Origin of the sequence: Polaribacter sargassicola (genome assembly GCF_021991835.1) — a bacterium.
GTDB classification, from domain to species: domain Bacteria; phylum Bacteroidota; class Bacteroidia; order Flavobacteriales; family Flavobacteriaceae; genus Polaribacter; species Polaribacter sargassicola.
On the sequence record NZ_JAHDAU010000003.1, the window covers coordinates 241,032 to 267,514 of the forward strand.

Genomic DNA, 26,483 nt, shown 5'->3' on the forward strand with positions numbered 1-26,483 from the left:
TACAATGAAAGAAATTGGGTTAATTTATGGTTCTGATACAGGAATGACAGAAGAAATTACAAGTGCTATTATAGACAAATGGGATTTGTGCAACATTAATGTTATTGAAGTTTCTGAAGTTAAAAAAGAAGATTTTGATAAATACAATATTTTAATTCTTGGTCTTTCTACTTGGTACGATGGCGATTTACAAAGCGAATGGGAATCTTATTATAACGAATTTAAAACAATAGATTTTACAGGTAAAACAGTTGCGCTTTATGGTTTAGGAGATCAATATGGTTATGGAGAATATTTTATTGATGGTGTAGGTATTTTAGCAGAAATAATATTAAAAAACAACGGTAATATTACTGGTTATTGGCCAACTAAAGAGTATGCTTTTGAAAAATCTAAAGCCTTGTTTAATGATGATTTCTTTTACGGCTTGGCAATAGATGAAGATAATCAACCAGAACTAACAGAACAAAGAATAAAAGATTGGCTCTCTATCTTAAAAGACGAGTTTTCTTTCATCTTAAATTAACACATCACATTTTAAAAAACAAAAAAAACGAACTTAAATTAAGTTCGTTTTTTTTGTAATATATAATTTCTATTTATTCTGCCAAAGCAGCACCAGAAGCTGCAACAGATCTATCAATCTTACGCATTAAACCTTGTAAAACTTTACCAGGTCCAACTTCAATAAATTCAGTTCCACCATCAGCAATCATTGCTTGTACACATTGTGTCCATTTTACAGGCGCAGTTAATTGAGCAATTAAATTCTCTTTAATTTCTGCAGGATTTGTAACAGCTTTTGCAACCACGTTTTGATATACTGCACAAGTTGGCTCACTAAACTGAGTAGCTTCTATTGCAGCCGCTAACTCTTCTCTTGCAGGCTCCATCATTGGCGAATGAAATGCACCTCCAACAGGCAACAATAAAGCTCTTCTTGCTCCTTTTTCTGTTAATACTTCACAAGCTTTTTTAACCGCTTCTATTTCTCCAGAAATTACCAATTGACCCGGACAATTATAATTTGCCGCAACTACTACTCCATCAATTTCTGCACACGTTTCTTCTACAACCTCATCTGCCAAACCTAAAACTGCCGCCATTGTACTTGGTGCAATTTCACAAGCTTTTTGCATTGCCAAAGCTCTTTTAGAAACCAAAGTTAATCCATCTTCAAAAGATAAAACTCCGTTTGCAACCAAAGCAGACAATTCTCCTAAAGAGTGCCCAGCAACCATTTCTGGCTGAAAAGAATCTCCTAAAACCTTTGCTAAAATTACAGAATGTAAAAAAATTGCAGGTTGTGTAACCTTTGTTTCTTTTAATTGTTCTGCCGTTCCTTCAAACATAATATCTGTTATAGAAAAACCTAAAATCTTGTTGGCTTTTTCAAATAATTCTTGCGCCAATGCAGATTTTTCGTATAAATCCAATCCCATTCCTGTAAATTGTGCTCCTTGACCCGGAAAAATATATGCTTTCATATAATATCTATTTTTGTAACTATTTTTTCGTTTTATTATCGGCAAAAATACTCATTTTTATTAGAAGCTATTTCCTGCTTTCCGCACTCGCTTTTTTTTGATGTTCTTTTACACAAACATCAAGCATTTTTTCAATCTCATTTTCAAATCAAAAAGCATTACACTTTATTTTTTACATCAAAAAAAGAGCTCAAACAAATGCTGCAATCAGGGCTAAACACATCAATTAACACTTGGCTTTCTTTAACCAATAGAATATTTATTAATTTCGCTTTATGAAAACAAAAGACAAACTACTTGCTAACAGAATTTATTTAATCTTAGCAGCATTGTTTATTGCTTCTTTAGTTACTTCTAACTTAATTTTTCAGAAGTTTTTTTATTGGTATCCTTTTCAAATAGAAATATTTAATGTAAAATTATTCGAAGTTTCGGTTGGTTTATTGCCTTACCCAATTACCTTTTTAATTACAGATATTTTATCAGAAATTTACGGAAAAAAGAAAGCCAACGATGTTGTTATTGCCGGCATTTTTGCATCATTTTTTTCTTTATTAATAATATACGTTTCTAAAGAAGTGCCAGCAACTTCGTGGTCTCAAGTACAAGACAATACTTTTTTAAACGTTTTTGGCGCAGCGCCTTTAGCAGTTTTTGCATCTATGCTAGCCTATTTATTTGCACAATTTATAGACATTAAAGTATATCATTTCTGGAAAAACTTTACAAAAGGCAAACATTTATGGTTGCGTAATAATTTTTCTACTTTTTCTTCTCAGTTTATAGATACACTTACGGTTTTAGTATTATTATGCTCTTTTAATATTATAGCTTGGAGTCAGTTTATAGGACTTTTAATAAGTGGAGTTCTTTTTAAAATAATTATTGCTGCGTTAGATACTCCTATTCTTTATTTTATTGTTTTTCTATTTAAAAAGAGATTCCATTTAAAAGCCGGACAAGAATTAACAGATTAATTTTTTATTTTTTGTAATCAATCTAAAAAGGTTTCGTCTAAAAAATCAGAAATTATAAAAAATGAAAAAAATACTTTTAATACTTGTTGCAGTTTTTACTTTATCAAATGTAAATGCACAAACATCAATATTTAACAATTTACTACAAAAACACGTTACAAAAGATGGCGTTGTAGATTATAAATCTTTACAAAAAAACGAAGCAAAACTAGATGAATTTTTATCTTATTTAGCAAACACAGTACCAGATAATTCTTGGTCTGCCAATAAACAAAAAGCTTTTTGGATAAACGCATACAACGCATATACAATCAAATTAATTTTAAATAATTACCCTTTAAAAAGCATTACTAATATTAAAGTAAAAGGCAAAACTGCTTGGAAAACTCCATTTGCTAAAGTTGCTGGTAAAACTTATACGTTAGATGAAATTGAGCACGAAGTTTTATTTAAAAACTTTTTTGATCCTAGAATTCATGTTGGTGTAAATTGCGCTTCTGGTTCTTGTCCTCAATTAGCAAATTTTGCTTTTACAGAAAATAATATCGACACAGAATTAACACGTTTAATGAAGCTCTTTGTAAACGATGCTTCTAGAAATAAAATATCAGAAAAGAAAATTCAAATATCTTCAATCTTCGATTGGTTTAAAGTTCATTTTACAAAAAACGGAACTGTTATTGATTTTTTAAATCAGTATTCAGAAACTAAAATTAGTCCAAAAGCAAAAATCAGTTATCTAAATTACGATTGGACTTTAAACGGTAAATAATTTTTTATCTTTCCGTTTTTAATCTAAAAAAACCAAAAAATGTCTAAAACATATTACGATGCTGCCGATTTAAGAAAATTCGGAAAAATAACTGAATGGAACGAAGAATTGGGTAACAAATTTTTTGATTATTATGGTAAAGTTTTCGAAGAAGGTGCTTTAACAGCTCGCGAAAAAAGCTTAATTGCTTTGGCAGTTGCACATACAGAACAATGCCCATATTGTATAGATGCTTACACTAAAGACGGTTTACAACGTGGTATTACAAAAGAAGAAATGATGGAAGCTGTGCATGTTGGTGCTGCTATTAAAAGTGGCGCAACTTTGGTACATGGCGTACAAATGATGAATAAAGTTAACAAACTTGAAATGTAAAGCAAGTATACAGTATCGATTGGCTAAAAAGCAGTCTAACTGTTTTACTGCAATTGAATACTGAGAATTATAAATATGGCTACAAAATCACTTAAAGCAAGAAATAACGATATTGCTAACACTTCTCGTCAAATGGAAATTCTGTCTAACGGAATTTTTGCTGACGGAGAATTACCCACTTTTGCCGCAAAAATTAAAGAAACAAATCAGTTTCCTTTACGTCCTAAAAAATTAGAAATTTTGCAAATTAACTTAGGTTACATGTGTAACCAAGTTTGCGAACATTGCCACGTAGATGCGGGGCCAGATCGTAAAGAAATTATGACGGTAGAAACCATGCAACAATGTTTAAAAGTCATAAAAAATACCGGTGCACATACGCTAGATTTAACAGGTGGCGCACCAGAAATGAATCCTAATTTTAGATGGTTTGTAGAAGAAGCTTCTAAAGCCGGAATTAAAGATTTTATTGTTCGTTCTAATTTAACCATTATTAGAGCCAATAAAAAATATTACGATTTACCAGAATTCTTTAAAAAACACAACGTACATGTTATTTCTTCTATGCCACATTGGACACGTGGAAAGACAGACAAACAACGTGGTAATGGTGTTTTTGATAAATCTATAAAAGCATTACAAGAATTAAATGCTGTTGGTTACGGTATGCCAAATTCTGATTTAAAATTAGACTTAGTTTACAATCCTTCGGGAGCTTTTTTACCTGGAGACCAAATGGCTTTAGAAAACGACTTTAAAAAAGCATTAAAAGCAGATTTTAATATTGATTTTCATAATTTATTTGCCATTACAAACTTGCCAATTAGCCGTTTTTTAGATTACTTAATTGCATCAGAAAATTACGAAGATTACATGTATTCTTTAGTAGAAGCCTACAATCCGCTTGCGGTAGAAAACGTAATGTGTACAAACACGCTTTCTATTAGTTGGGACGGTTGGTTGTATGATTGTGATTTTAATCAAATGTTAAATTTAAAAGTTAACTCTAAAGTAAAACACGTTTCTGATTACAACGAAGAATTATTGCAAAACAGAAACATTATTATAAATCAACATTGTTATGGTTGCACTGCTGGCGCAGGAAGTAGTTGCCAAGGTGTAGTTGCATAACAAATCTTACAATAAAATTTTATCTTTTTAAAAGAATCAGAATTAAGTAAAAATCATATTATTTTATACTTTTTTTTGATTCTTTTCTTATTTTAAAAATTACATTATTATTAAAAAATACAGGTTATTTTTATTAAAAATTTATTGATTTTCTCAAAAACTAATTTTTAAATCAAAAACCAAGGATATTTCCTCTATTTTTTTGTACTTTGAGCAAATGTTGATTTTATCATCAATAAAAACCAAAATTTTTAGACAAAAACCATAATTGAATGAAACACATTTTCATGTGGATGTTTTTGCTTTTTACTGGCATAAGCATTGCGCAAACTAAAATTACGGGTACAATTACCGACAAAAAAACAGGAGAAAAACTTCCTTATGTAAGCATCTCTTCTACTAGTAAAAATGGTACAACTTCTGATATTAACGGACAATATTCTATTACCATTTTACCCAACTCTAAATTTTTAACATTTACTTATTTAGGGTATCAAACAAAAAAAATCCCCATTAATAATCAAACCATAATTGATATTCAATTAGAAGAATCTGCTACTAGTTTAAACGAAGTTGTGGTTACTGCTTTGGGTGTAAACAGACAAACCAAAGAATTAGGTTATGTAGTACAAGAAATAAAATCTAAAGATCTTACAGAAGTAAAAACGCCTAACTTTTTAAATAACTTATCTGGTAAATTAGCAGGTGTTACTATTTCTCAAGGTGCTACAGGTGTTGGTTCTTCATCAAAGATAACCATTCGTGGCGAGGCTTCTTTTTCTAACAACAATCCGCTTTTTGTTGTAGACGGAACGCCTATAAATAACAATACTGTTTTTAATTTTAGTAACGAAGCGGCAGCTGGTTTTCAAGAAATAGATTTTGGAAACGGTGGTATGGAAGTAAATGCAGATGATATTGCATCGGTAACTGTTTTAAAAGGGCCAAGTGCAGCTGCATTGTATGGTACAAGAGCTTCTAACGGTGTAATTGTAATAAAAACAAAAGATGGTAGCAAGAAAAAAGGATTGGGTATCAGCATTAATTCTTCTATTACTTTTGACAGCGCTTTTCGTTTGCCAGATTTTCAAAACGAATACGGACAAGGTAATGCCGGAAACTTTGAATTTGTAGATGGTTTAGGTAGCGGAACCAATGATTTAATTTCTTATTCTTGGGGACCAAGATTAGATGATGGTAATTATATTGCCCAATTTGACAGCCCTGTAACCTTACCAGACGGAACGGTTGTTCGTGGTGGAGATACTTCTTTATATAGTGGTTTAACAATTACGCCTACTTTATTTAAATCTAACCCAGATAATTTAAAAGATTTTTACAGAACGGGTATTACAACTATTAATAATATTTCTATTACCGATAGTTTTGACAGAGGTTCTTACCGTTTGTCTTTAACTAATTTAGATAGCGAATCTATTATTCCGGGGGTAAATTTAGACAGAAAAACAGCCGCTTTTAAACTGAATTTTAATCCGATAGAAAAAACAAAAATTACTGCTTCTATCAATTATGTAAATTCTGGTAGCGACAACAGACCTTCTAACGGTTATGGTAGTGAAAATGCCAATTATGCGTTAGTTGCTTGGGGACCAAGATCTTTAAATATTGATAGTTTAAGAGATTATTGGCAACCTGGTCTAGAAGGCGTGCAACAATATTCTTTTAATTACACCTATTTCGACAATCCGTTTTTTACATTATATGAAAACACCAATTCTTTTAACAGAGATCGTGTGTACGGTAATGTAGCTATCAATCATCAATTTACAGATAATTTAAGCATTACAGTGCGTTCTGGAATGGATTACTCATCAGAAAAAAGAAAATTTAAACGTAATTTTAGCTCTAATCGTTTTAAAAACGGAGCTTATGCAGAACACGATGTTTTTTACAGAGAAGTTAACACAGATTTTTTAGTTAATTACAATAAGGAATTTAATAATTTTACTTTTGATGTTTCTTTTGGAGGTAACAGATTAGACCAAAATGCTTCTACAAAACAGTTACAAACAACAAGTTTAGCGCAACCAGGTATTTTTAGCTTAAACAATGCTGCTTCTCCTATAGAAGGTTTTCAATTCGATTCTAAAAAACGAATTAATTCTTTATACGGAATTGCAAAATTTGGATACAAAAATTATTTATACGTAGATATAACAGGAAGAAACGATTGGTCTAGCGCCTTGGCAACACCTTTTTCTGTAGACGGTACATCGTTCTTTTATCCATCTCTTTCTACAAGTTTTATTTTGTCTAATTATACAGAATTACCAGAAGTATTTTCTTTTGCTAAACTAAGAGCTAGTGTTGCACAAGTAGGTAATGATACAGATCCGTATCAAACTTCAGGAGCATTTGTATCGCAAACAACCTATAACAGCCAACCAACATTTAGCAACCAAGATTTTATTCCGAATGCAAATTTAAAACCAGAATCTACTACTTCTTATGAAATTGGTGCAGATGTGCGTTTCTTTAAAGATCGATTAAATGTCGATTTTACGTATTATAATGGTACAACGGTAGATCAAATTATCTCTTTACCAATTGCAAGTTCTTCTGGTTATAACCAACAAGTAATTAACGGAGGAAAAGTAAACACTAGTGGTTTTGAAGTTATTTTAGGAGGAACACCAATTAGAACCGAAAATTTTAAATGGAATACCACATTTAATTTTGCTTCTAACAAATCTATAATTAAAGATTTACCGCAAGAAGAAGGTAGATTAACATTAGCTTACAGTAGAATTTATGATAGTGCCAACCAAACGGTTTGGTTTCAAGCAGAAGAAGGCGGACAAGTTGGAGACATTTATGGAACTGGTTATCAAAAAAATGAAAATGGGCAATTTTTAATTGATGATAGTGGCAATTATATTGCCAGTGATGAATTGATTAAAATTGGTAATTACAATCCTGATTTTACCTTAGGATGGAACAATAGTTTCTCTTACAAAAACTGGAATGCAAGTTTCTTATTAGATTGGAGACAAGGTGGCGAAATTGTTTCTAGAACCCGTGCTTTAGGTAATGTTGGTGGGCAATTAGCAGAAACATTATACAGACCTTCTGAAGGAATTATTGCAGATGGAGTAAACATTAATACAGGTGCACAAAACACTGTAGCAATTACTGCAGAAAGTTATTACAGACAGTATTACGACAGAAATCATGAAGAAAATAATGTGTACGATGCTTCTTATTTAAAACTGCGTCAACTTTCTATTGGCTATACTTTAGAGTTAGATGAAGGTTTCTTAGGGTTGAAAGACACTTCTACAATGAATTTTTCTTTGATTGGAAACAACTTGTTTGTAATTACAGAAAATCCACATTTCGATCCAGAACAATTATCTGTACAAGGTAATGGTTTTGTAAGTGGTGTAGAAGATATGAGTTATGCTACAAGCAGAAGTTTAGGTTTTAAAGTATCGTTTGATTTTTAAAAAAGACATTATGAAAAAAATTATATATACACTCGCAATTTTTGCTTTTACAATAGCAAGTTGCACCAAAGATTTCGAAGAATTAAACACCAATATTAACGAGCCTGTTGCCGTACAACCAAATTTGTTATTAAGACAAGTTATTTACGATTTTGGAGAAAACATGAGTTATGAAGGTTTTGTTGCTGGCGATTTATTAGCACAACACAGAACTGCTTTAGACTTTAATTTATTTGATAGACATGCTTTAAAAAGTCCGCAATTGGGAGGAAATCCTTGGGAAATATTTTATACTAATTTACGTGATAATGAAATTATTATAAAACAAGCTCAAGAAACCACAGCTTACGCTGTTTACGAAGGTCCGGCTTTAATTTTAAAAGCATATATGGCTGCTGGTTTAACAGATTTATTTGGTGATGTTCCGTATTTTGAAGCCTTTAACGGAATTGACGGAACAGTAACACCTGCATACGATTTACAAGAAGATATTTATTTAAGTGAAAATGGTATTCTAGATAATTTAGACAAAGGGATTACAGCCATTAATGCGTATACAAGTTCTATTGCTTTAGAAGGTGATATATTGTTTAATGGTGATTTAGAGAGTTGGGTAAAATTTGCAAATTCACTAAAAATAAAATACCTAATTCGTATTTCTGATAAAGTAGATGTGGCTACTCAATTACAAACCATCTTTACAGAAGGTAATTATATAAAAAGCAATACAGAAAATGCAATTTTCGATTTTACAAACACAGAACCAAACAGTTTTAGATTGTCTCAATTAAGGATTGGAGATTTTAACAACTTTGTTCTTTCTGAAACTATGGAAGAAATTTTAACGGAGTTAAATGACACTAGAATAGCAACCATGTTTAGACCTTTTTCTAATTCAACTTCTAATGAATTTAATGGTTTAATTAACGGTATTGATGCCTCTTCTACTTCTATTGCTTTGGCCGATTATTCTTTAGCTGGAACAATTTTTAGAGAAGACTCTTCTACTTTAGATGCTAATTTTATGACAGCTTGGGAAACCAGTTTTTTACTTGCAGAAGCTGCTTTAAAAGGATTTATTTCTGCCGATGCAGAAACCTTATACAATAGCGGTGTTACACAAGCTTTTGAGTATTGGAACACAACTTTACCGACAGATTATTTAACAGTAAATGCCAACTTTAACGATACAAGTAAATCTTCATTAGAGCAAATTATTACTCAAAAATGGATTGCCTCGGTTATCAATGGTTATGAAGGTTGGATTGAATATAGAAGAACAGGTTTCCCTGCTTTAAAAGATATTTCTGCAAGTTTAAACGATGGTTTAATTCCGGTAAGAATGCCTTATCCTGCAGAAGAAGCTTCGTTAAATTCAGAAAATTATCAAGTAGCAGATGCCGCAACAGATGGCAATAGTTTAAACGTAAAAGTTTGGTGGAATAATTAAAAAATTTTTAAAAATATATGGATATTATAAAATGGCAGTGGCTTTTAGTAATTTGTTCTAGTTTAACCATGTTTTTTTTGTCGCCTTTGGCAAAAACAACAGATCAGTTTTTTAAAGCAGTAAATAAAAAGAAAGCTCCTAACACATTAATATTAACAGGTAGTTTAATTATCTCTTGGATTTTTGCAAAAAGTATTACCAATGCAGCAGACTTAGGATTGGCATTTGGTTTAGTTGGTGGTGTAGCATACGCGGGCTACTATGTTTCTTTTGCTGTTGCAGGTATTGTTATTTATCAATTAAGAACAAAAGGTGGTTTTAGAAGTATTCACGAATTTTTAATTTCTAAGTTCGGAAAAAAAGCCATGGCTGTTTTTTCTATTCTAATTGCTTTTAGACTTTTTAATGAAGTCTGGAGTAACACCATGGTTATTGGTAATTATTTTGGCGAGCAAGGTAGCACCCCTTATTACGCTTCTATTTTAGTATTTACTTTTTTAACACTAGCTTATGCTGTAAAAGGTGGTTTAAGTAGCTCTATTTTTACAGATGTAATACAAATGGTATTATTTTCTGTTTTATTAATCATTATTTTAGCCACTATTTTTACTACAAAAGATTTTTCATCAGAAGAAATGTTAACCTCTGGTACTTGGAGTTTTGAACTTGGATTAAATTTATTTTTTGCCGCTGTAATCCAATCTTTTAGTTACCCTTTTCATGATCCTGTTTTAACAGACAGAGGGTTTATTTCATCACCAAAAGTTACAAAACACAGTTTCTTATGGGCGAGTATTTTGGGCGCTATCTGTATTATTCTATTTAGTTTAATTGGTGTATACGCACAAACGAAAGGGATAAAAGCGCACGCAGCAGTAGAAGTTGGTAAAGCGTTAGGTGTTGTAATTTTATTAGTAATTAATTTTATAATGATTACTTCTGCCGCTTCTACCCTAGACTCTACATTTTCATCTTTTTCTAAATTACTGGCAGTAGATTTAAACTTAGGAAAATCGGTGTCTTTTGGTAGAATCACCATGATTACAGTTGCTATACTTGGTACAATTCCGGTATTTTTAAATGCCGAAATTTTATCTGCAACTACCATTTCTGGAACCATGGTTATTGGTTTAACACCGATGTTTATTTTTTGGAGTGTAAAAGTGCCAAAAATTAGCTTTTATTTAAGTGTTTCTTGTGGATTAATTTTTGGATTCTTACTTATTTTTGGAGTTTTCCCAAAGGCATTGGTTTTTACAACCGGTAAGTACGCTGCTTTATTATGGTCTAATCTTTGGGGAGTGCTTTGTTGTACGATTATATATTTTATTCCAAAATGGATCTCGAAATAACCGATTTAGGTAAATTAACTAAAAAAACATTACTTTTTGGCGGTGTTTATAGCAATTTACAAGCTTTAGAAGCTTTAAAACAAATTGCCGAAAAAGAAAATATTGCTCCAGAAAACTGTATTTGTACTGGTGATATTGTTGGCTATTGTGCACAACCAGATGAAACTGTGCAATTGCTAAAATTATGGGGTGCAAAAAGCATTGCTGGTAATGTAGAAATTCAGTTAAGAGAAAATGCAGAAGATTGTGGTTGCGATTTTAGAGAAGGCTCTCGTTGCGATAATTTTTCGCAAATGTGGTATCCATATGCACAAAGTAAATTATCAGAAAATAGTTTAGAGTTTTTAAAAACACTACCCAATTATATTCGTTTTCAATTTGCAGATAAAAATATTACGGTGGTACATGGTTCTTATTTTAACGTATCAGAATTTATTTTTAAATCTACAGATTGGGATCTAAAAGAGCCTAATTTTAAAGCCGCAAATGCAGACGTAATTGTTGCAGGCCATTGTGGTTTGCCTTTTAACCATCAACAAGAAAATAAACTTTGGTTAAATCCTGGTGTTGTTGGTATGCCTGCAAATAATGGTCATCCATCTGTTTGGTATGCTATTTTAGACGATGCTGATAATCGTTTTAATTTTACACATAAAAATTTAGATTACAACTACAAATTAACCAGTAAACTAATGCAAAACGGTTTGCTACCAGAAGAATATTCTAGAACAATTGTTACAGGAATTTGGGATAACACAGAAATATTACCACCTATAGAATCTGGTTTACAAGGATTTGGAATTCAACTTTAAGCTATTTAAAATGAAAAAAATATTCCTTCTTTTTTTACTGATATCAACTACTATTTCGGCACAAAATAAACTTGATAAACTATTAACAAAGTACAACAAAAACAACGTGCCGTATATTTCTGTAGATTCTTTGTCAACTACCTCATCAGCTATATTATTAGACGCTAGAGAAACTAAAGAATATAATGTAAGTCATTTAAAAGATGCTATTTGTGTTGGTTTTGACAATTTTAACATCAACAATACTTTAAAAGAATTACCCAAAGATAAAAATGCAAAAATTGTAGTGTATTGTTCTTTAGGCATTCGGTCAGAAATTGTAGCACATCAATTAATAGAAAAAGGATATACTAATGTTTATAATTTGTACGGAGGAATTTTTGAATGGAAAAACAACAATTTTAAAGTAATGGATACACTAGGTAAACCGACAGAGAAAGTACACGCTTTTAATAAAGATTGGGGAAAATGGTTAAAAAAGGGAACAAAAATTTATGAGTAAAAATCTATTATTAATATTTACAAGAAACCCAGAATTAGGTAAAGCAAAAACACGTTTAGCTAAAACTGTTGGAGACGTAACTGCTTTAGAAATCTATAAATTCTTATTACAAAAAACCAAAGAAGTTTCCTCTAAAGTAACTGCAGACAAAGCCGTATATTATTCTGTAAAAGTTAGAGAAAATGATATTTGGGATAGCAATATATTTCAAAAACACCAACAAGAAGGAGAAGATTTAGGACTTAGAATGTTAAACGCCTTTAAAGACGGATTTGATTCTGGATACAATAAAGTAATGATTATTGGTAGCGATTTGTATGATTTAACACCGGAAAATATAGAAAAAGCATTTGAAAAATTAGATACTAATGATGTTGTTATTGGTCCGGCAGAAGATGGCGGTTATTACCTTTTAGGGATGAACTCTTTACAAGAAAAAGTTTTTAAAAATAAAAATTGGGGATCAGAAACAGTTAGAAAAGATACTTTAGAAGATTTACAGGATAAAAAAGTATTTTTGTTAGAAGAATTAAATGACGTTGATGTTTTTGAAGATATAGAACATCACCCAGCATTTCAACAATTTATACACAGATGAAAAAACAACAGTTACAAGAAACCATCGATTTTTTAAAATCAAACGGAATTACAAACCCAGCAATAGGTATTGTTTTAGGTACAGGTTTAGGTAAATTGGTTCATGAAATTTCTATCGAAAAAGAAATTCCATATTCAGAAATACCACATTTTCCACAAGCAACGGTAGAGTTTCATTCTGGTAAATTAATTTACGGAGTGTTATCCGATAAAAAAGTATTGGTAATGTCTGGTCGTTTTCATTTATACGAAGGTTACACTCCTTGGGAAGTTACTTACGGCATTAGAACCATGCATGGATTGGGAGTTCAAAAATTATTAATTTCTAACGCAGCAGGTGCAATTAATTTAAATTACAAAAAAGGTGATTTAATGTTGATTGATGATCATATTAATTTACAAGGAAGTTCTCCTTTGGCTTTTAACGGAGCTAATAATTTTGGAAATATTTTTGCTGATATGTTAGCACCTTATTCAGCAGAGATTAATGGAAAAATAAAAACCATTGCTGCAGAACAAAATATTTTATTGCATGAAGGTGTTTATGCAAGTGTTTTAGGTCCGCAATTAGAAACCAGAGCAGAATACAGAATGTTACAAATTTTAGAAACTGATGCGGTTGGTATGAGCACTGTGCCAGAAGTAATTGTTGCCAAACAACTAAACTTACCTTGTGCTGCAATTTCGGTTTTAACCGATGAATGTGATCCTAAAAATTTAGAACCTGTTAATATTGCAGAAATTATAGCTATTGCAGGAGAAGCAGAACCTAAAATGATTACACTTTTTAGAGAAGTTATAAAAGTGATTTAAGAAATTTAAAGACCGAACAACATCTTTTTATAATTAAGCTTTGTTCGGTCTTAAAAAACTTAATCTTCTATATATTTTTTTATCGCCTCTTTCCAAAGCAGATATCCTTTTCCGTTTAAATGCAATCCATCATAAGACAAACTCATATCTAATTGATTATTGGCTGTTTTAAAAACATCAAAAAGATTGATATAAATTAGATTTTTCTTTTCGGCTAACTTTTCTAGTTCTCTATTTATGGCCATAATAACATTATTGTCTCTATTCAAACTATTTTTAGTTGGTAAAATACTTTGTACATATAGTGCTGTTTTGGGTGTTTTTGTAATTATGGTATCAATTAATTTTTGGTAATCTGATATAATTTGATGTTTATTTCTTCTATTTCCTAAATCGTTTGTACCAATCATTAAAAATATTTTTTTGGGTTTAGAGGCAATAATTTCATCTAATCGATTGATAACACCTTTTATTACATCTCCACTAATCCCTCTATTTTTAATATTTTGCTTATTAAAAAGTTCGTTCCAATTACAAAACTCAGTTATACTATCACCTAAAAAAACAATACTATTTTCTTGACATGGCATATTTTCAAAAATATTTTTTCTTGCTTGATAATGCCAATTATTATATCCTTGTTGTTTCGATATATTTTTTAATAAGATAAGTCTATTCTTTAAAAAGCGAAGGCCTCCTTTTTTATAAATAACATAAGCTATAAATAATAATAGTAAAACATTTATAGTAATTAATATTTTAATCATTTTAAAGTATCTGTAATTTTATAGAATATAAAAACAATATAGATAAAAAACGTTTTCTTTTATCAAACTTAATTTTAAAACATTAAAATAAGCTTTATATTTATCTATTATGAGTTCTAATATCATTTATATAAAAAATATGGTTTGCCCGCGTTGTATAGACGCGGTTAAAGAAATTTGCGATAATTTAAATATTTCTGTAGTAAAACTGCAATTAGGTAAATTAGAAAGCGATTCTAAAATAGATAACACCTTAAAGTCAAAATTAAGTAAACAACTAAAGGAAAAAGGCTTTGAACTACTTTTAGATAAAAACGAAAAAATTATTGCGCAAATTAAATCTTTAATTATTAAGCAAATACATCATACTAAAAAATCTTTAACCATTAATTTTTCTGATTATATTTCAGAGAAATTACACTATGATTATACATTTCTTAGTAAACTTTTTTCTTCTGTAGAAGGTATAACTATAGAACGTTTTATTGTAAAACAAAAAATAGAACACGTAAAAGAACTTTTGTTTTATAACGAATTGACGCTGTCGGAAATTGCTTTTCAAATGGATTATAGCAGCGTTGCACATCTTTCTAATCAATTTAAAAAAGAAACAGGCTTAACCCCTACACAGTTTAAAAAAACAAAGGGGCCAAATCATCAATTTTTAGACACTATTTAATCGTTTCAAAATTCTATAACAAAACCACATAATCTTGTAACACTTAATTATAAGAGTCTATTTACTTTTGTATTGGTAAAACATTGTACGGCATGAAAGAACAATATAAAATAATAGGCATGACTTGCGCTTCTTGTGCAGTTAGTATAGAATCTCATTTAAAAACACAAAAAGGAGTTATAGATGTTGCTGTAAATTACCCTAACAAATCTTTAAATATTTCTTACAATAAAAATGACATCAACACCGATGTTATTTCTAAAAAAGTAAAAGAAATTGGTTTTACATTAATGGTTAATACCAACGAAGATTCTATAAAAAATTTTAAAAACTTAGAAGAAAAACGATTAGCTGCACTTAAGTATAAATTAATTTTTGCTAGTGTATTTGCAATTCCTGTTTTTATAATTTCTATGTTTTTAAAAGACATAATTCCATATCAAAATTATGTTTTGTTAATACTTTCGCTTCCTGTTATTTTTTATAGTGGTGCAGAATTTTACAAAATTGCATGGAAAAGATTGCTACAGTTTTCTACAAATATGGATACACTTGTAGCATTAAGTACAGGTATTGCTTTTTTATTTAGTGTATTTAATACTGTAAACCCAAATTATTTTTTAAGCAAAGGTTTATTACCACATGTTTATTACGAATCTGCTGTTATTATTATCACTTTAATTTTATTAGGTCGTTTTTTTGAAGAAAAAGCAAAAAGCAGAACTTCATTTGCAATTAAAAAATTGATGAGTTTACAACCTAAAAAAGTAACGGTTATTAGAAATGGAGAAGAAAAAACAATTTCTTACAATGATATTATATTAGGAGAATTAATTATTATAAAACCCGGAGATAAAATACCTGTAGACGGAAAAGTAAAAAAAGGAACTTCTTTTATTGATGAAAGTATGATTTCTGGAGAACCGATTCCTGTTGAAAAAATAAAAGGAAGCAAAGTATTTGCAGGTACTATAAATCAAAAAGGGTCTTTAAGGATTATTGCCAATAAAATTGGTGATGAAACATTACTTTCTCAAATTATTAAACTAGTAGAACAAGCTCAATCTACCAAACCTAATATTCAAAAAATAGCAGATAAAATTGCTAAAATATTTGTTCCTACAGTTATAGCACTTGCCATAATTACATTTATTACTTGGTACTTACTAGCCCCAGAACTTTTATTAACTTATGCATTAGTAACCCCAATTACGGTTTTAATTATTGCATGTCCTTGTGCATTAGGGCTGGCAACACCAACAGCATTAATGGTTGGTATAGGAAAAGGTGCACAACAAGGTATTTTAATTAAAGATGCACAAGCTTTAGAAACTGCTTATAAGATAGATACTTTAATACTAGATAAAACAGGTACAATTACAGAAGGAAAACCTAAAGTAACCGATTTAATTTGGGATAAAGAATCAACAACTATAGAATTAGAAAAAATTGTTTTAGCAATAGAATCTCAATCAGAGCATCCTGTTGCAGATGCAATTGTACAATATTTAAAAGAAAAAAATACAGAAAATATTAGTATCAACTCTTTTAAAAGCATTACTGGTTTAGGTGCAAAAGCGAGCTATAACAATACTTTTTACAACATTGGAAATGAAAATTTAATGCTTAAAAATGAGATTATAATTCCAGAAAATTTATCAAAAAAAGCATGTGATTTAAAAAACGAAGCTAAAACGGTAGTTTATATTAGTAGAGAAAATAAAGTTGTTGGTATAATAGCTGTTGCAGATAAAGTTAAAGAAAGTTCTATTTTAGCTATTAAGAATTTAATGCAAATGGGTATTAAAGTTTATATGCTTACTGGCGATAATCAACAAACAGCACAAGCAATAGCTAACAAGGTTAAAATAACCAATTTTAAAGCAAATGTAACTCCATTAGAAAAAGGATCTTTTGTTAAAAAATTACAAGAACAAAGAAAAGTAGTTGCCATGGCTGGCGATGGTATTAATGATTCTAATGCGTTAGCACAAGCAGATATTGGTATTGCAATGGCTAACGGAACAGATATTGCTATAGAAAGTGCTAGTATTACTTTAATGCATTCTGATTTAAATCAAATTTCTAACGCAATTCAACTTTCTAAAGCAACTATAAAAACCATTAAGCAAAATTTATTTTGGGCTTTTATTTACAATATTATTAGCATACCTATTGCCGCAGGAATACTTTACCCAATTAATGGTTTTTTATTAAACCCAATGATTGCGGGTGCAGCCATGTCTTTAAGTTCTATTTCTGTACTTGCAAATAGCTTACGATTAAAAAATTTAACAATTAAATAAATATAAAATTATGATAACTGTAAAATACAAAACAAACATACACTGCAATAGCTGCATTAAATCTATAACACCTGTGTTAAACAATTTAGATAACGTAGATTTTTGGAAAGTAGATTTAGAGCATCCAGATAAAATATTAGAAGTTACTTTAGATGATCATAAAAAAGAAGATATATTAAACGCTGTTAGTAATGCTGGTTTTAAAATTACAGAAATGTAATTAACCAAATTATGATACGACTATCATTTTAAAAATTAATCCTTTAAAAACTTATTAGAAAAATAGTTTTAGCATCTGTAAATTTGTAGTAATATGAACAAATATTTAGACATCATAAAAAACTCATATACTAGTTATTGGAACTATATAAAACAATCTGTTTTAATGGAGTTAAATTGGGAAAATTATTTTTACGGTTTAATTATCATTTCTTTAATTGTCTGGGCTTTAGAAGCTATTTTTCCTTGGCGAAAAAATCAATCTTTATTTCGAAAAGATTTTTGGTTAGATACTTTTTACATGTTTTTTAATTTCTTTTTATTAAACTTAATTGTATTAATTGCTTTATCTAATACAGCTGCAGAAATTTTTAATGATATTTTAAGTATCGTTGGGTTGTCTTTATCTAATTTTGAATTATTAGAGATTAACAAGTTGCCTTTTGCCGCTCGTATTTTTATCTTTTTTATTGTAGTAGATTTTGTACAATGGTGGACACACAGGTTATTACACACCTTTGAGTTTTTATGGAATTTTCATAAAGTACACCATTCTGTAAAAGAAATGGGGTTTGCAGCACACTTGCGCTATCATTGGATGGAACCTGTAGTCTATAACTCTTTAAAATACATTCCGTTAGCAATAATTGGAGGTTTTTCTGCACAAGATGTAGCATTTGTCCATTTTTTTAATATTACTATCGGGCATTTAAATCATGCTAATATTGGTTGGGATTATGGTGTGTTAAAATATGTTTTTAACAACCCCAAAATGCACATTTGGCATCATGTAAAAGTATTACCAAAAGAAAGAAAAAATGGTGTAAATTTTGGAATTACCCTAAGCATTTGGGATTATATTTTTAAAACAAATTATATACCTTACGATGGTAGAGATATTGAGCTAGGTTTTGAAGGCGAAGAAGATTTTCCTAAAGACTTTTTAAAGCAAGAAATGTATCCTTTGGTAAAAAAATAAGGTTTACTTATTTCTTCCTTTTTCATTCGGATATAAATCTGGCAAATTATCACTTTGCACAAACTCTTTTGTATCAATATTTAATCCTGTTATTTTACCTTTAAAAGCCGCACCTGTATCTACATTCCAAACATTAGCAATATTCATTGGGTTTGCCTCATTATAATTTGTTGTTGGGGTATGACCTATATAAATTTCTTTATAATGTTGTATTCTCTTTGGATAAAAAATAGAATCTTTATCTAAGTTTGTATCCATAGAAACTAGCATTTCCCATAAAGATCTATCATAATAAAAACTCTCTTTAAATCGCTCTCTTTTTACACCGTGAGACGAAGTAAAACCAGCGTGTAAAAACAATCTATTTTCTTTATCTATATAATATAAAAGCAGGTTTTCTAAAAAATTAAGATGTTGTTTTTTTTCTTCATCAGAAAGGCCATCATAACTCTCTAAAGTTTCTTTTCCTCCGTGCAAATACCAAGTAGGATCTACGTTATTTTTATCTTTTAACCATTTTTGACACCAAACATCATGGTTTCCTTTGATAAAAATACATTCAAAATTTTCTGATAACTGAATTAGCAATCTAATAACTAAAGAAGATTCACTCCAACCATCTACATAATCTCCCATAAAAATAAGCTTATCCTCTTCTTGTAATTCTAACTTATTTAAAACCTGAATTAAAGCTTTTAAACCTCCGTGAATATCTCCAATAGCAAAAGTTCTCATCTTATTTTTTATTTTTTTTTAAGGGAATTAAATTAAAAATACTGACCTAAACCAAAAACTAAACCTCCTTTAGATTGCCCTAACTTATCTAAAATTCTAAAACCATAATCTATTCTAAAAGTAGCATTGTATATTTTTTTGCTAATAAATCTTAAACCAACACCAGAGTATACTCTTAAATTATCTCTTTTAACAAAATCTTTAATTTCTCCTCCTGGGTTTCTCCATGTTCCTCCATCAATAAAAAAGTTAGATTGTATTACCAACCATTTTTTATCAAAAAGTGTCTTTCTATATTCAGAATTTAAAACAGCAACTGCTGTACCTCTATCTACCAAAATACCAACACCTCTTATATTTATATTATTATCTATTGTAAATGGAGCAAAAGGAGATTCTTCATTCGTAGAAAAACCTACACGCAATCTGTTTGCAAAAGTTGCTTTTTCTGCTATTGTTTTATAAAAGAAAAAATCATTCCATGCGATAAAAAAATCATTCTGAAAAGCATTTTCTGATGTTACAAACTGAGCGTATAAAATACTTTTAAAACCATTTATATATTGATAATAGTAACTTAAATTATCATGAGTGTAAACAATCTTAAACAACATCTTATCTAAATCTAAATATTGAGGAATAGAAGGTGATGTAATTCCGGATAAATATTGATATTTTTCATTAAAAACATTTATACCAAAATTTAATTGATTTTTAAGATTGATTTGATAAATCCCTAAGGCTTCAAAAGAAATATTATTGTAAAGATAATTTGCGGTTTTATCTCTAAAATAAAGTGGTTCTTCACTTTTCCAGTTTTGATGTGTTAGTGATAAACCCCATTTTTTAGAAAATAGATTGGGTGCTTTAAAATTGATTCCGTAAGAATCAAATCCATTATGTTGATAAAAACCACCAAAAGCAATATTTCTTCCTAGAAAATTATAATCATACAATCCTAATTTATATGAAAATTGCCGATTAGTTGTTGTCCACAAATTAACATCTGGTATAATTGTAAAGTTTTCTTCTACGTATATAAAAACGTTGTAATTATTTTTATATGCATGAAAAACTTGATAATAAGCATGACTAACAGAAGCCAATCTTTTTAAGGTAATAATGTCTTTTTCTAATGATAAAGAGTCTAAAACATTTCCTTTTTTTGTTATTATTAGATTTTTTACAAAAGAAGTTTTTGTTTTTTTAAGTCCTTTAATCTTAACATCTGCAATCATTTTTTCTTGCGAAAACATTTGTGATGTAATCGATAATAAAAGAAGAAATAAAAGGTTTTTAAAACTCACTATTCTGATAAAAATGTTTCTTGTATAAATATATTAACCCAATTATCGCTGCTTAAACCTAAAATATCAATATCATACTCATCACTAAAAATTAATGTTGGTGGCGTATCTGTATGTATAAAAGAAGTTACATTAGAATCGTTGTAATATTGAAACATTTTATCTGTTGTAAAAGTTGCAGAAAGTACTTCGTTATCACTATCTGTTAGTATCTCAAAATATTGTTCACTTGCTTCTGCTGTTCCGTCTGTCCAAGTAAATTGCGGCATTAATGTCTGCGGATATTCTATAGTAACATCTGTAGACCATTCTGTTGGGCTTGTTTGATTTTTAATTCTTACAGGTTCTGATTTATATAAAACATCACCAATAACATAGGTTACAATACACCAAGCTTCGTTATCATCATCATCTCTTAAATAACGTCTTAATTTACCACCATAAACTGCTGCATCAGACAAATCTTTTCTTCTGTAGTTAGATAAATCTGTTTCATCTACATTTACGTTATCGGTTTCATAATATCTGTATGCAGATGCACCTACTAAAGGATAATAATACACATAGGTTAAACTATTATCAGAATTATCACTTGCTGCAAAAGCAATGGTTGTATCTATTGCTTTGTCTGTATTTTCATCTAAATATTCTTGCAAATTTTTAAGAATAAAATTCTCTTGAATTACCAAATTAACCCAATTATCTTCGCTTACGCCCATCATTGTAAAAAGATACTCTGTATCTTCTACCAAATCTTCTTCTGGTAATTTATCTTCGTTTATATTAAAAACAACGTTAGAGGTATCGTAAAACTGAAAAAACTTATCTTCTGTATAAGTACCAGAAACAAAGGTATCATCTTCTGTTTCTGAAATAACTTGAAAATAAATAGCGTTATCTGTAATACCAAAGTCTGACCATGTAAAATTTGGCGTTAGGGTTTCTGGATATTCTATAGTAACCTCATCTGTCCAACCTGTTGGGTTAGAAGCATTTTTTAAACGAATGGTGTTAGATTTATGTAATTCTCCGTTTAACATATAAGTTATTAAACACCAATTATCGTCTTCATCTTCTCTATAAAACTGACCTAATTTGCCTCCAAAAACATCAGAATTTGTTAGTACTTTTCTTCTATAATTAGAAAAATCTGTTGGATCTACATTTAAACTATCTGCCTCATAATATCTAATATCTGTTGCACCTTCTTCTGGATAATAAAAAATATAAGATTCTGTAGAACTTACACTTGCTGCGCATGCAACTACTTCTCCGAAATTACCATCTGAGGTAGCTTCTATATATTCTTGTAGGTTTCTAGGTACTGTAATATCATTATCTTCTGCACAAGAAAAAAAGAAAAAAGCAACAAAAATAGTTACTAAAAAGGCTTTTGTAGTCATTTATAGTTTTAAATTTTAAACGTAATAATTGGCAATGTAGAATGATTTGTAACATCTTCTGCTATACTACCTGCAAAAATATGAGATAATCCTTTTCTACCATGTGTTATTACAGAAATTAAATCTGCACCTACTGCATTAGAAAAATTTAAGATTCCTTTTTCTACAGATCTATCGCATACATAATTAACATTTATTAATCTGTCTGCATTTCCTTCTGCTTCTAATAAGAAATTACTTGCCATTTTTTCCATTTCTACAGTGGTTTTAAAATTTTCGTTTGGTAAGTTAACGTAAAGAAGTTGTTTTCTTGCATTTAAACAATCTAATGTTTTTAATACGTTTTTATAAGCAGGTATACTTTCTTTAGAAAAATCTGTAGCTACTACAATATCAGAAAAATCTATATTTGCTAGTTCATTTTTAACAACCAAAACAGGTGCATCTGAGTATCTAACTACTTTTTCTGTGTTAGAACCGATAAAAAAATCTTTTACACCACTTGTACCATGAGAACCCATTATAATTAAATCTGCCTGTACTTCTTCTACAATAGTATTTATTTCACTAAAAATTTTATAATTTTTAATAATAGGAATCACTTTTATACCTGTTAAATAGTCTTTCTTTAAAAAATCTTTAACCTTCTTTTCTGCTAATTTTAAAAAGAAAACCGCTTTTTCTTGTTGATAACTAATACTTTCTGTTAAAAACATATCTTGCATATCTAACATGTGCAAAGCAAATAAAGTAGCATTGTATTTTTTTGCTAATAACGCAGCTGTTTTAAGTGCAAATTCAGAATAATTAGAAAAATCTATGGGTACAATTATGTTTCTCATAAGAAAGTATTTTAGTATTAATTACAAATTTAAGGCCCATTTTTTATAATATAAAGAACTTTTATCATGTTTAAAAAAATTATTGATTATATAATTTTCTAATTAATTCTTCTGCTGGTTTATTTTGTGGCGTAAATCGGTTGTCTTCTACCCCACCAACTCTATCATGTCTATGAAACCATTTCCAAACAAAACCACCTGCAAACCAATCTTCACTCCAAAATTGATTGTGTATAGCTTGTAACCCGTTTACTTGAGCTTGTAAATTTATATTACCTTCTATTCTTGCTGCATCCCAAGGTTTTTTACCTGTATAATCTACACTTCTATAACCAAATTCTGTAAACATTATTGATTTGTTATATTTTTGTTGAACTCCCTTAATTTCATTTTTATGCGGTTTCCAACCTGCTTCTAAATCTGCTACTGTTGGCGATTTTTTTTCACTTAAAGGAAAATAAGCATCTATGCCTATAAAATCTATCTCGCTCCAAAAAGGCACTCTTTTGTACTCATCCCAATTGGCTGCGTAGGTAAGTTTCCCTTTGTATATTTCTTTAATTTGTTTGATTAGATTTTGCCAATATTCTGGACGATTCATTACAAATTCTTCTAATTCTGTACCAATACAAAAGATATCTGCATTAATTTCTTTAGCTGCTTTTGCATAAGCTAAAATAAAATCTGTGTACGATTTTTCTAAAACATCCCATTTTTCTTCAGTATCCATTTCTATATCACCAGTAAAATAACCACGGCCAACCCAAAGTTGTGGCTTAACCATAATTTTTACATCGTTTTTCTGAAATTCTTTTGCATATTGTAGCAAACCACTTCTGGTTTCGCCAAACCATTGTCTGCTTGTATTGTGTTGTACTTTGGGTAATGACAAGTCTCTTATAAAGCCAAAAGGCATCAATGCAACGTAATTGCTTTGTGCCCTTAAAACTGAGTTTGTATGTGTTGTATCTATTTTATCTCTTGATGCAACAAAACTTAATCCGTTAATTTTTTTGGTTTGACTTTTACAAGATATTTGTAAAAAGATAAGTGCTAATAAAAGGAGTTTTTGTGTTTTCATAATCTCCTTAAAAATATTCTTTTTCTAGAATAAAGCTCTTAAACCAATGTTAAAACTTTGTCCTAAACCGGTATCATTACCTCTTACAAATTTGCTGTACAAAACCTCTAAATTTAAAGTATTATTTAATTGATATTTCCCTCCAAATCCTACAGATGTAAAGTCTTGCATAAAATCTCCAAAACGTTGGTAATGTTGAGCAAAACCTAAAATAGTAGATTTATCCGTAGGAAAATAACTCATAAAAACACCTGGTGCTAACACAAATGTTTTGTTTGCAAAACTGTCTTCATCTCCAAAATTATATTCTGTATTTAACTCTGTAAATAATTGCCAATTACCACTTGGCAAAGTATAATCATAGAAAAATCTGTTTTGAAAAGTATAAGCTGTTTGGTCTAAATACACTCCATTTTCATCAGATTCATCAGAAATTATAGGAATATGAAATGCCGATTGAATAGAAAAATTACCCACACTCTCTATAGGTTGCCATTTTAAAGCAGGCGCAAAAGAAGACAAACCATTTCTAGAGTTTACATCATCTTTAAAACCAAAAACACTAGTGGCACTTTTATTATTAATAACATTAGATCTGTACTCTAACAATAAACCTACATTTAATCTATTATTATCAGAAATTCCTGTAAAAATATCTAAGGTTGATGTAAAATAAGTTTCTCTGTCTTTATCTGATTTTACACCATCATAAGTTCCTTTTGTCTCTGTATATAAATTGTTAAAAAATTTAATATCCCATTGTCCTTTGTTTAATAATTTAGAAGGTGTATAGGTTTGAATATTACTTTTATCTGCACTCGTTGCTTCTTGCGCATAAGATTGTAGATTAAAAATAAAAAGTAATGCTACTATAATTTTAAGTGATTTTGTTCTCATATTCTAGGTAATTATGTTTTTATTAACACATCAGTCTACAGAACTTTAAACAACTTACAAAATTTTTAAAACGCTATTTAAAATGATTCTAAACTGATTTTTATTTTTAAGTTCTTAACTTTCAATTCGACATAAATTCAAGAATTAAGCAACTTATGAAACACATTGTAATAATTGGTAACGGAATTTCTGGAGTTACTGCAGCTAGACACATCAGAAAAAACTCTGACAATAAAATAACTATTATTTCTGCGGAAACGAAATACTTTTTTTCTAGAACGGCACTAATGTATGTGTACATGGGGCATATGAAGTTTGAACATACACAACCTTATGAAAACTGGTTTTGGAAAAAAAACAACATAGAACTTAAACAAGGTTTTGTGAGTGATGTAAATACAGATAAAAAAGAACTTACGTTTAAAGATTCTTCTACAATTTCTTACGATCAATTAATTATTGCAACAGGCTCTAAACCTAATAAATTTGGTTGGCCAGGCCAGGATTTAGAAGGTGTTATGGGTATGTATCATAAACAAGATTTAGAAAAATTAGAAAAATATGCACCTAATAATAATGTTTGTAAAAGAGCGGTTATTGTTGGTGGTGGATTAATTGGTATAGAATTAGCAGAAATGTTAAGAAGCAGAAAAATTCCGGTTACTTTTTTAGTAAGAGAAACTAGTTTTTGGAACGGTGTTTTACCTGCTCAAGAATCTGAAATGATTAACAAGCATATAAAAGAACATCATATAGATTTACGTTTAAACACCAATTTAAAAGAAATTAAATCTGATGAAAACGGACGTGTAAAATCAATAATTATTGCAGAAACTGGCGAAGAAATTGCATGTAATGTGGTGGGTTTAACGGCTGGTGTAACACCAAATATAGATTTCTTAAAAGAATCTGGCATAGAATTGGGCAGAGGCGTAAAAGTAAATCGTTTTTTAGAGACTAACATAAAAGATATTTTTGCCATTGGCGATTGTGCAGAACAACACGAAGCTATTGGGCAACGTAGAAATATAGAAGCTGTTTGGTATACAGGTAGAATGATGGGAGAAACCCTTGCGCAAACAATCTGCGGTAACAAAACAGCTTACAAACCTGGACATTGGTTTAATTCTGCCAAATTTTTAGACATAGAATACCAAACTTATGGTTGGGTTTTTAGTGAGAGAAGTAAAAAAGAAAATGAGGCTTATTTTCAATGGCAACATCCAACAGACAACAAATGTATTACCATTTCTTTTGATAAAAATACCAACAAATTTTTAGGAATAAACACATTCGGAATTAGAATGCGTCATGAAATTTTTGACAAATGGTTAACCGAAAATCAACCGATAGAACATGTTTTAGAATACTTGGCAGATGCTAATTTTGATCCCGAGTTTTTTAAATTACATGAAGCCGAAATTATAGCAAAATTCAATAAAGAAAATAATACAAATATCACTTTAAAAAAGAAAAGTTGGAAACGAATTTTTGCTCGTTAATCAATAAGAAAATACATTCTTAAAAAACTTA

Annotated in this window: 25 protein-coding genes; 17 read left to right on the top strand and 8 right to left on the bottom strand. The window is 29.7% G+C overall.

All coding sequences use genetic code 11. The features are described from left to right. Positions 1-4: 4 nt before the first annotated feature. The gene (locus KI686_RS06925; RefSeq protein WP_237588542.1) at positions 5-526 is read left to right on the top strand and encodes a flavodoxin; all 522 of its coding nucleotides are present in this window, start codon (positions 5-7) and stop codon (positions 524-526) included. A gap of 73 nt (positions 527-599) precedes the next feature. Here KI686_RS06925 and fabD read toward each other — a convergent pair whose 3' ends face one another. After that, a complete protein-coding gene (fabD, locus tag KI686_RS06930; RefSeq protein ID WP_237588543.1) occupies positions 600-1,487 on the bottom strand; it encodes an ACP S-malonyltransferase in 888 nt (295 codons plus the stop codon). A 275-nt stretch (positions 1,488-1,762) separates the two neighbouring features. Here fabD and KI686_RS06935 point away from each other — a divergent pair, with 275 nt between their 5' ends. From KI686_RS06935 to KI686_RS06985, 11 genes are all read left to right on the top strand, one after another. Next, entirely contained in the window at positions 1,763-2,464 is a 702-nt protein-coding gene (locus KI686_RS06935; protein ID WP_237588544.1) for a queuosine precursor transporter, read from the top strand. A gap of 61 nt (positions 2,465-2,525) precedes the next feature. Beyond that, positions 2,526-3,236 (top strand): DUF547 domain-containing protein, encoded by a 711-nt coding sequence (locus KI686_RS06940; protein WP_237588545.1) that lies wholly within the window; start codon positions 2,526-2,528, stop codon positions 3,234-3,236. A 39-nt stretch (positions 3,237-3,275) separates the two neighbouring features. Then, a complete protein-coding gene (locus KI686_RS06945; protein WP_237588546.1) occupies positions 3,276-3,611 on the top strand; it encodes an arsenosugar biosynthesis-associated peroxidase-like protein in 336 nt (111 codons plus the stop codon). 75 nt (positions 3,612-3,686) lie between these two features. After that, positions 3,687-4,742 (top strand): arsenosugar biosynthesis radical SAM (seleno)protein ArsS, encoded by a 1,056-nt coding sequence (arsS, locus tag KI686_RS06950; RefSeq protein WP_237588547.1) that lies wholly within the window; start codon positions 3,687-3,689, stop codon positions 4,740-4,742. 272 nt (positions 4,743-5,014) lie between these two features. After that, positions 5,015-8,209: a SusC/RagA family TonB-linked outer membrane protein gene (locus KI686_RS06955; RefSeq protein WP_237588548.1), complete on the top strand. Its 3,195-nt coding sequence runs from the start codon at positions 5,015-5,017 to the stop codon at positions 8,207-8,209. 10 nt (positions 8,210-8,219) lie between these two features. Beyond that, a complete protein-coding gene (locus KI686_RS06960; protein ID WP_237588549.1) occupies positions 8,220-9,659 on the top strand; it encodes a SusD/RagB family nutrient-binding outer membrane lipoprotein in 1,440 nt (479 codons plus the stop codon). A gap of 17 nt (positions 9,660-9,676) precedes the next feature. After that, a complete protein-coding gene (locus KI686_RS06965) occupies positions 9,677-11,011 on the top strand; it encodes an SLC5/6 family protein (protein ID WP_237588550.1) in 1,335 nt (444 codons plus the stop codon). Further along, positions 10,996-11,823 carry a metallophosphoesterase family protein gene (locus KI686_RS06970; RefSeq protein WP_237588551.1) on the top strand — a complete coding sequence of 276 codons (828 nt, stop codon included), beginning with the start codon at positions 10,996-10,998 and terminating at the stop codon, positions 11,821-11,823. Before KI686_RS06965 ends, KI686_RS06970 begins: the two co-directional genes overlap by 16 nt. 10 nt (positions 11,824-11,833) lie before the next feature. After that, entirely contained in the window at positions 11,834-12,325 is a 492-nt protein-coding gene (locus tag KI686_RS06975; protein WP_237588552.1) for a rhodanese-like domain-containing protein, read from the top strand. Beyond that, entirely contained in the window at positions 12,318-12,923 is a 606-nt protein-coding gene (locus tag KI686_RS06980) for a TIGR04282 family arsenosugar biosynthesis glycosyltransferase (protein WP_237588553.1), read from the top strand. Before KI686_RS06975 ends, KI686_RS06980 begins: the two co-directional genes overlap by 8 nt. Continuing rightward, positions 12,920-13,735 carry a purine-nucleoside phosphorylase gene (locus KI686_RS06985; RefSeq protein ID WP_237588554.1) on the top strand — a complete coding sequence of 272 codons (816 nt, stop codon included), beginning with the start codon at positions 12,920-12,922 and terminating at the stop codon, positions 13,733-13,735. The genes KI686_RS06980 and KI686_RS06985 overlap by 4 nt, the downstream gene beginning before the upstream one ends. Positions 13,736-13,794: 59 nt before the next feature. Here the strand turns inward: KI686_RS06985 and KI686_RS06990 are convergent, their stop codons facing one another. Next, a complete protein-coding gene (locus KI686_RS06990) occupies positions 13,795-14,502 on the bottom strand; it encodes a GDSL-type esterase/lipase family protein (protein WP_237588555.1) in 708 nt (235 codons plus the stop codon). 109 nt (positions 14,503-14,611) lie between these two features. Between KI686_RS06990 and KI686_RS06995 the strand changes: the two genes are divergently transcribed. From KI686_RS06995 to KI686_RS07010, 4 genes are all read left to right on the top strand, one after another. Beyond that, entirely contained in the window at positions 14,612-15,181 is a 570-nt protein-coding gene (locus KI686_RS06995) for a helix-turn-helix domain-containing protein (protein WP_237588556.1), read from the top strand. A gap of 92 nt (positions 15,182-15,273) precedes the next feature. Continuing rightward, positions 15,274-17,487, top strand: coding sequence for a heavy metal translocating P-type ATPase (locus KI686_RS07000; RefSeq protein WP_237588557.1), 2,214 nt, complete (start codon positions 15,274-15,276; stop codon positions 17,485-17,487). 10 nt (positions 17,488-17,497) lie between these two features. After that, positions 17,498-17,707 (top strand): heavy-metal-associated domain-containing protein, encoded by a 210-nt coding sequence (locus KI686_RS07005; protein WP_237588558.1) that lies wholly within the window; start codon positions 17,498-17,500, stop codon positions 17,705-17,707. Between the two features lie 93 nt (positions 17,708-17,800). After that, a complete protein-coding gene (locus KI686_RS07010) occupies positions 17,801-18,685 on the top strand; it encodes a sterol desaturase family protein (RefSeq protein ID WP_237588559.1) in 885 nt (294 codons plus the stop codon). A 3-nt stretch (positions 18,686-18,688) separates the two neighbouring features. On the opposite strand, the gene KI686_RS07015 is transcribed toward KI686_RS07010, so the two are convergent. From KI686_RS07015 to KI686_RS07040, 6 genes are all read right to left on the bottom strand, one after another. Next, entirely contained in the window at positions 18,689-19,420 is a 732-nt protein-coding gene (locus tag KI686_RS07015) for a metallophosphoesterase family protein (protein WP_237588560.1), read from the bottom strand. Between the two features lie 32 nt (positions 19,421-19,452). Continuing rightward, on the bottom strand, positions 19,453-20,676 hold the full coding sequence (locus tag KI686_RS07020) for a BamA/TamA family outer membrane protein (protein WP_237588561.1): 1,224 nt from the start codon (positions 20,674-20,676) through the stop codon (positions 19,453-19,455). 50 nt (positions 20,677-20,726) lie between these two features. Then, a complete protein-coding gene (locus tag KI686_RS07025; RefSeq protein WP_237588562.1) occupies positions 20,727-22,130 on the bottom strand; it encodes a hypothetical protein in 1,404 nt (467 codons plus the stop codon). An 8-nt stretch (positions 22,131-22,138) separates the two neighbouring features. Continuing rightward, a complete protein-coding gene (locus tag KI686_RS07030) occupies positions 22,139-22,972 on the bottom strand; it encodes a universal stress protein (protein WP_237588563.1) in 834 nt (277 codons plus the stop codon). Between the two features lie 79 nt (positions 22,973-23,051). Then, positions 23,052-24,053 (bottom strand): glycoside hydrolase family 113, encoded by a 1,002-nt coding sequence (locus KI686_RS07035; protein ID WP_237588564.1) that lies wholly within the window; start codon positions 24,051-24,053, stop codon positions 23,052-23,054. A 24-nt stretch (positions 24,054-24,077) separates the two neighbouring features. After that, positions 24,078-24,950 (bottom strand): hypothetical protein, encoded by an 873-nt coding sequence (locus KI686_RS07040; RefSeq protein ID WP_237588565.1) that lies wholly within the window; start codon positions 24,948-24,950, stop codon positions 24,078-24,080. A gap of 155 nt (positions 24,951-25,105) precedes the next feature. Between KI686_RS07040 and KI686_RS07045 the strand changes: the two genes are divergently transcribed. Beyond that, positions 25,106-26,452, top strand: a complete 1,347-nt coding sequence (locus tag KI686_RS07045) for an NAD(P)/FAD-dependent oxidoreductase (protein WP_237588566.1) — start codon at positions 25,106-25,108, stop codon at positions 26,450-26,452. Positions 26,453-26,483: the final 31 nt, after the last annotated feature.

Coding starts and splice junctions, on each gene's coding strand:
- KI686_RS06925 (WP_237588542.1), top strand. CDS start 5: ATGAAAGAAATTGGGTTAATTTATGGTTCTGATACAGGAATGACAGAA.
- fabD (WP_237588543.1), bottom strand. CDS start 1,487: ATGAAAGCATATATTTTTCCGGGTCAAGGAGCACAATTTACAGGAATG.
- KI686_RS06935 (WP_237588544.1), top strand. CDS start 1,763: ATGAAAACAAAAGACAAACTACTTGCTAACAGAATTTATTTAATCTTA.
- KI686_RS06940 (WP_237588545.1), top strand. CDS start 2,526: ATGAAAAAAATACTTTTAATACTTGTTGCAGTTTTTACTTTATCAAAT.
- KI686_RS06945 (WP_237588546.1), top strand. CDS start 3,276: ATGTCTAAAACATATTACGATGCTGCCGATTTAAGAAAATTCGGAAAA.
- arsS (WP_237588547.1), top strand. CDS start 3,687: ATGGCTACAAAATCACTTAAAGCAAGAAATAACGATATTGCTAACACT.
- KI686_RS06955 (WP_237588548.1), top strand. CDS start 5,015: ATGAAACACATTTTCATGTGGATGTTTTTGCTTTTTACTGGCATAAGC.
- KI686_RS06960 (WP_237588549.1), top strand. CDS start 8,220: ATGAAAAAAATTATATATACACTCGCAATTTTTGCTTTTACAATAGCA.
- KI686_RS06965 (WP_237588550.1), top strand. CDS start 9,677: ATGGATATTATAAAATGGCAGTGGCTTTTAGTAATTTGTTCTAGTTTA.
- KI686_RS06970 (WP_237588551.1), top strand. CDS start 10,996: ATGGATCTCGAAATAACCGATTTAGGTAAATTAACTAAAAAAACATTA.
- KI686_RS06975 (WP_237588552.1), top strand. CDS start 11,834: ATGAAAAAAATATTCCTTCTTTTTTTACTGATATCAACTACTATTTCG.
- KI686_RS06980 (WP_237588553.1), top strand. CDS start 12,318: ATGAGTAAAAATCTATTATTAATATTTACAAGAAACCCAGAATTAGGT.
- KI686_RS06985 (WP_237588554.1), top strand. CDS start 12,920: ATGAAAAAACAACAGTTACAAGAAACCATCGATTTTTTAAAATCAAAC.
- KI686_RS06990 (WP_237588555.1), bottom strand. CDS start 14,502: ATGATTAAAATATTAATTACTATAAATGTTTTACTATTATTATTTATA.
- KI686_RS06995 (WP_237588556.1), top strand. CDS start 14,612: ATGAGTTCTAATATCATTTATATAAAAAATATGGTTTGCCCGCGTTGT.
- KI686_RS07000 (WP_237588557.1), top strand. CDS start 15,274: ATGAAAGAACAATATAAAATAATAGGCATGACTTGCGCTTCTTGTGCA.
- KI686_RS07005 (WP_237588558.1), top strand. CDS start 17,498: ATGATAACTGTAAAATACAAAACAAACATACACTGCAATAGCTGCATT.
- KI686_RS07010 (WP_237588559.1), top strand. CDS start 17,801: ATGAACAAATATTTAGACATCATAAAAAACTCATATACTAGTTATTGG.
- KI686_RS07015 (WP_237588560.1), bottom strand. CDS start 19,420: ATGAGAACTTTTGCTATTGGAGATATTCACGGAGGTTTAAAAGCTTTA.
- KI686_RS07020 (WP_237588561.1), bottom strand. CDS start 20,676: ATGTTTTCGCAAGAAAAAATGATTGCAGATGTTAAGATTAAAGGACTT.
- KI686_RS07025 (WP_237588562.1), bottom strand. CDS start 22,130: ATGACTACAAAAGCCTTTTTAGTAACTATTTTTGTTGCTTTTTTCTTT.
- KI686_RS07030 (WP_237588563.1), bottom strand. CDS start 22,972: ATGAGAAACATAATTGTACCCATAGATTTTTCTAATTATTCTGAATTT.
- KI686_RS07035 (WP_237588564.1), bottom strand. CDS start 24,053: ATGAAAACACAAAAACTCCTTTTATTAGCACTTATCTTTTTACAAATA.
- KI686_RS07040 (WP_237588565.1), bottom strand. CDS start 24,950: ATGAGAACAAAATCACTTAAAATTATAGTAGCATTACTTTTTATTTTT.
- KI686_RS07045 (WP_237588566.1), top strand. CDS start 25,106: ATGAAACACATTGTAATAATTGGTAACGGAATTTCTGGAGTTACTGCA.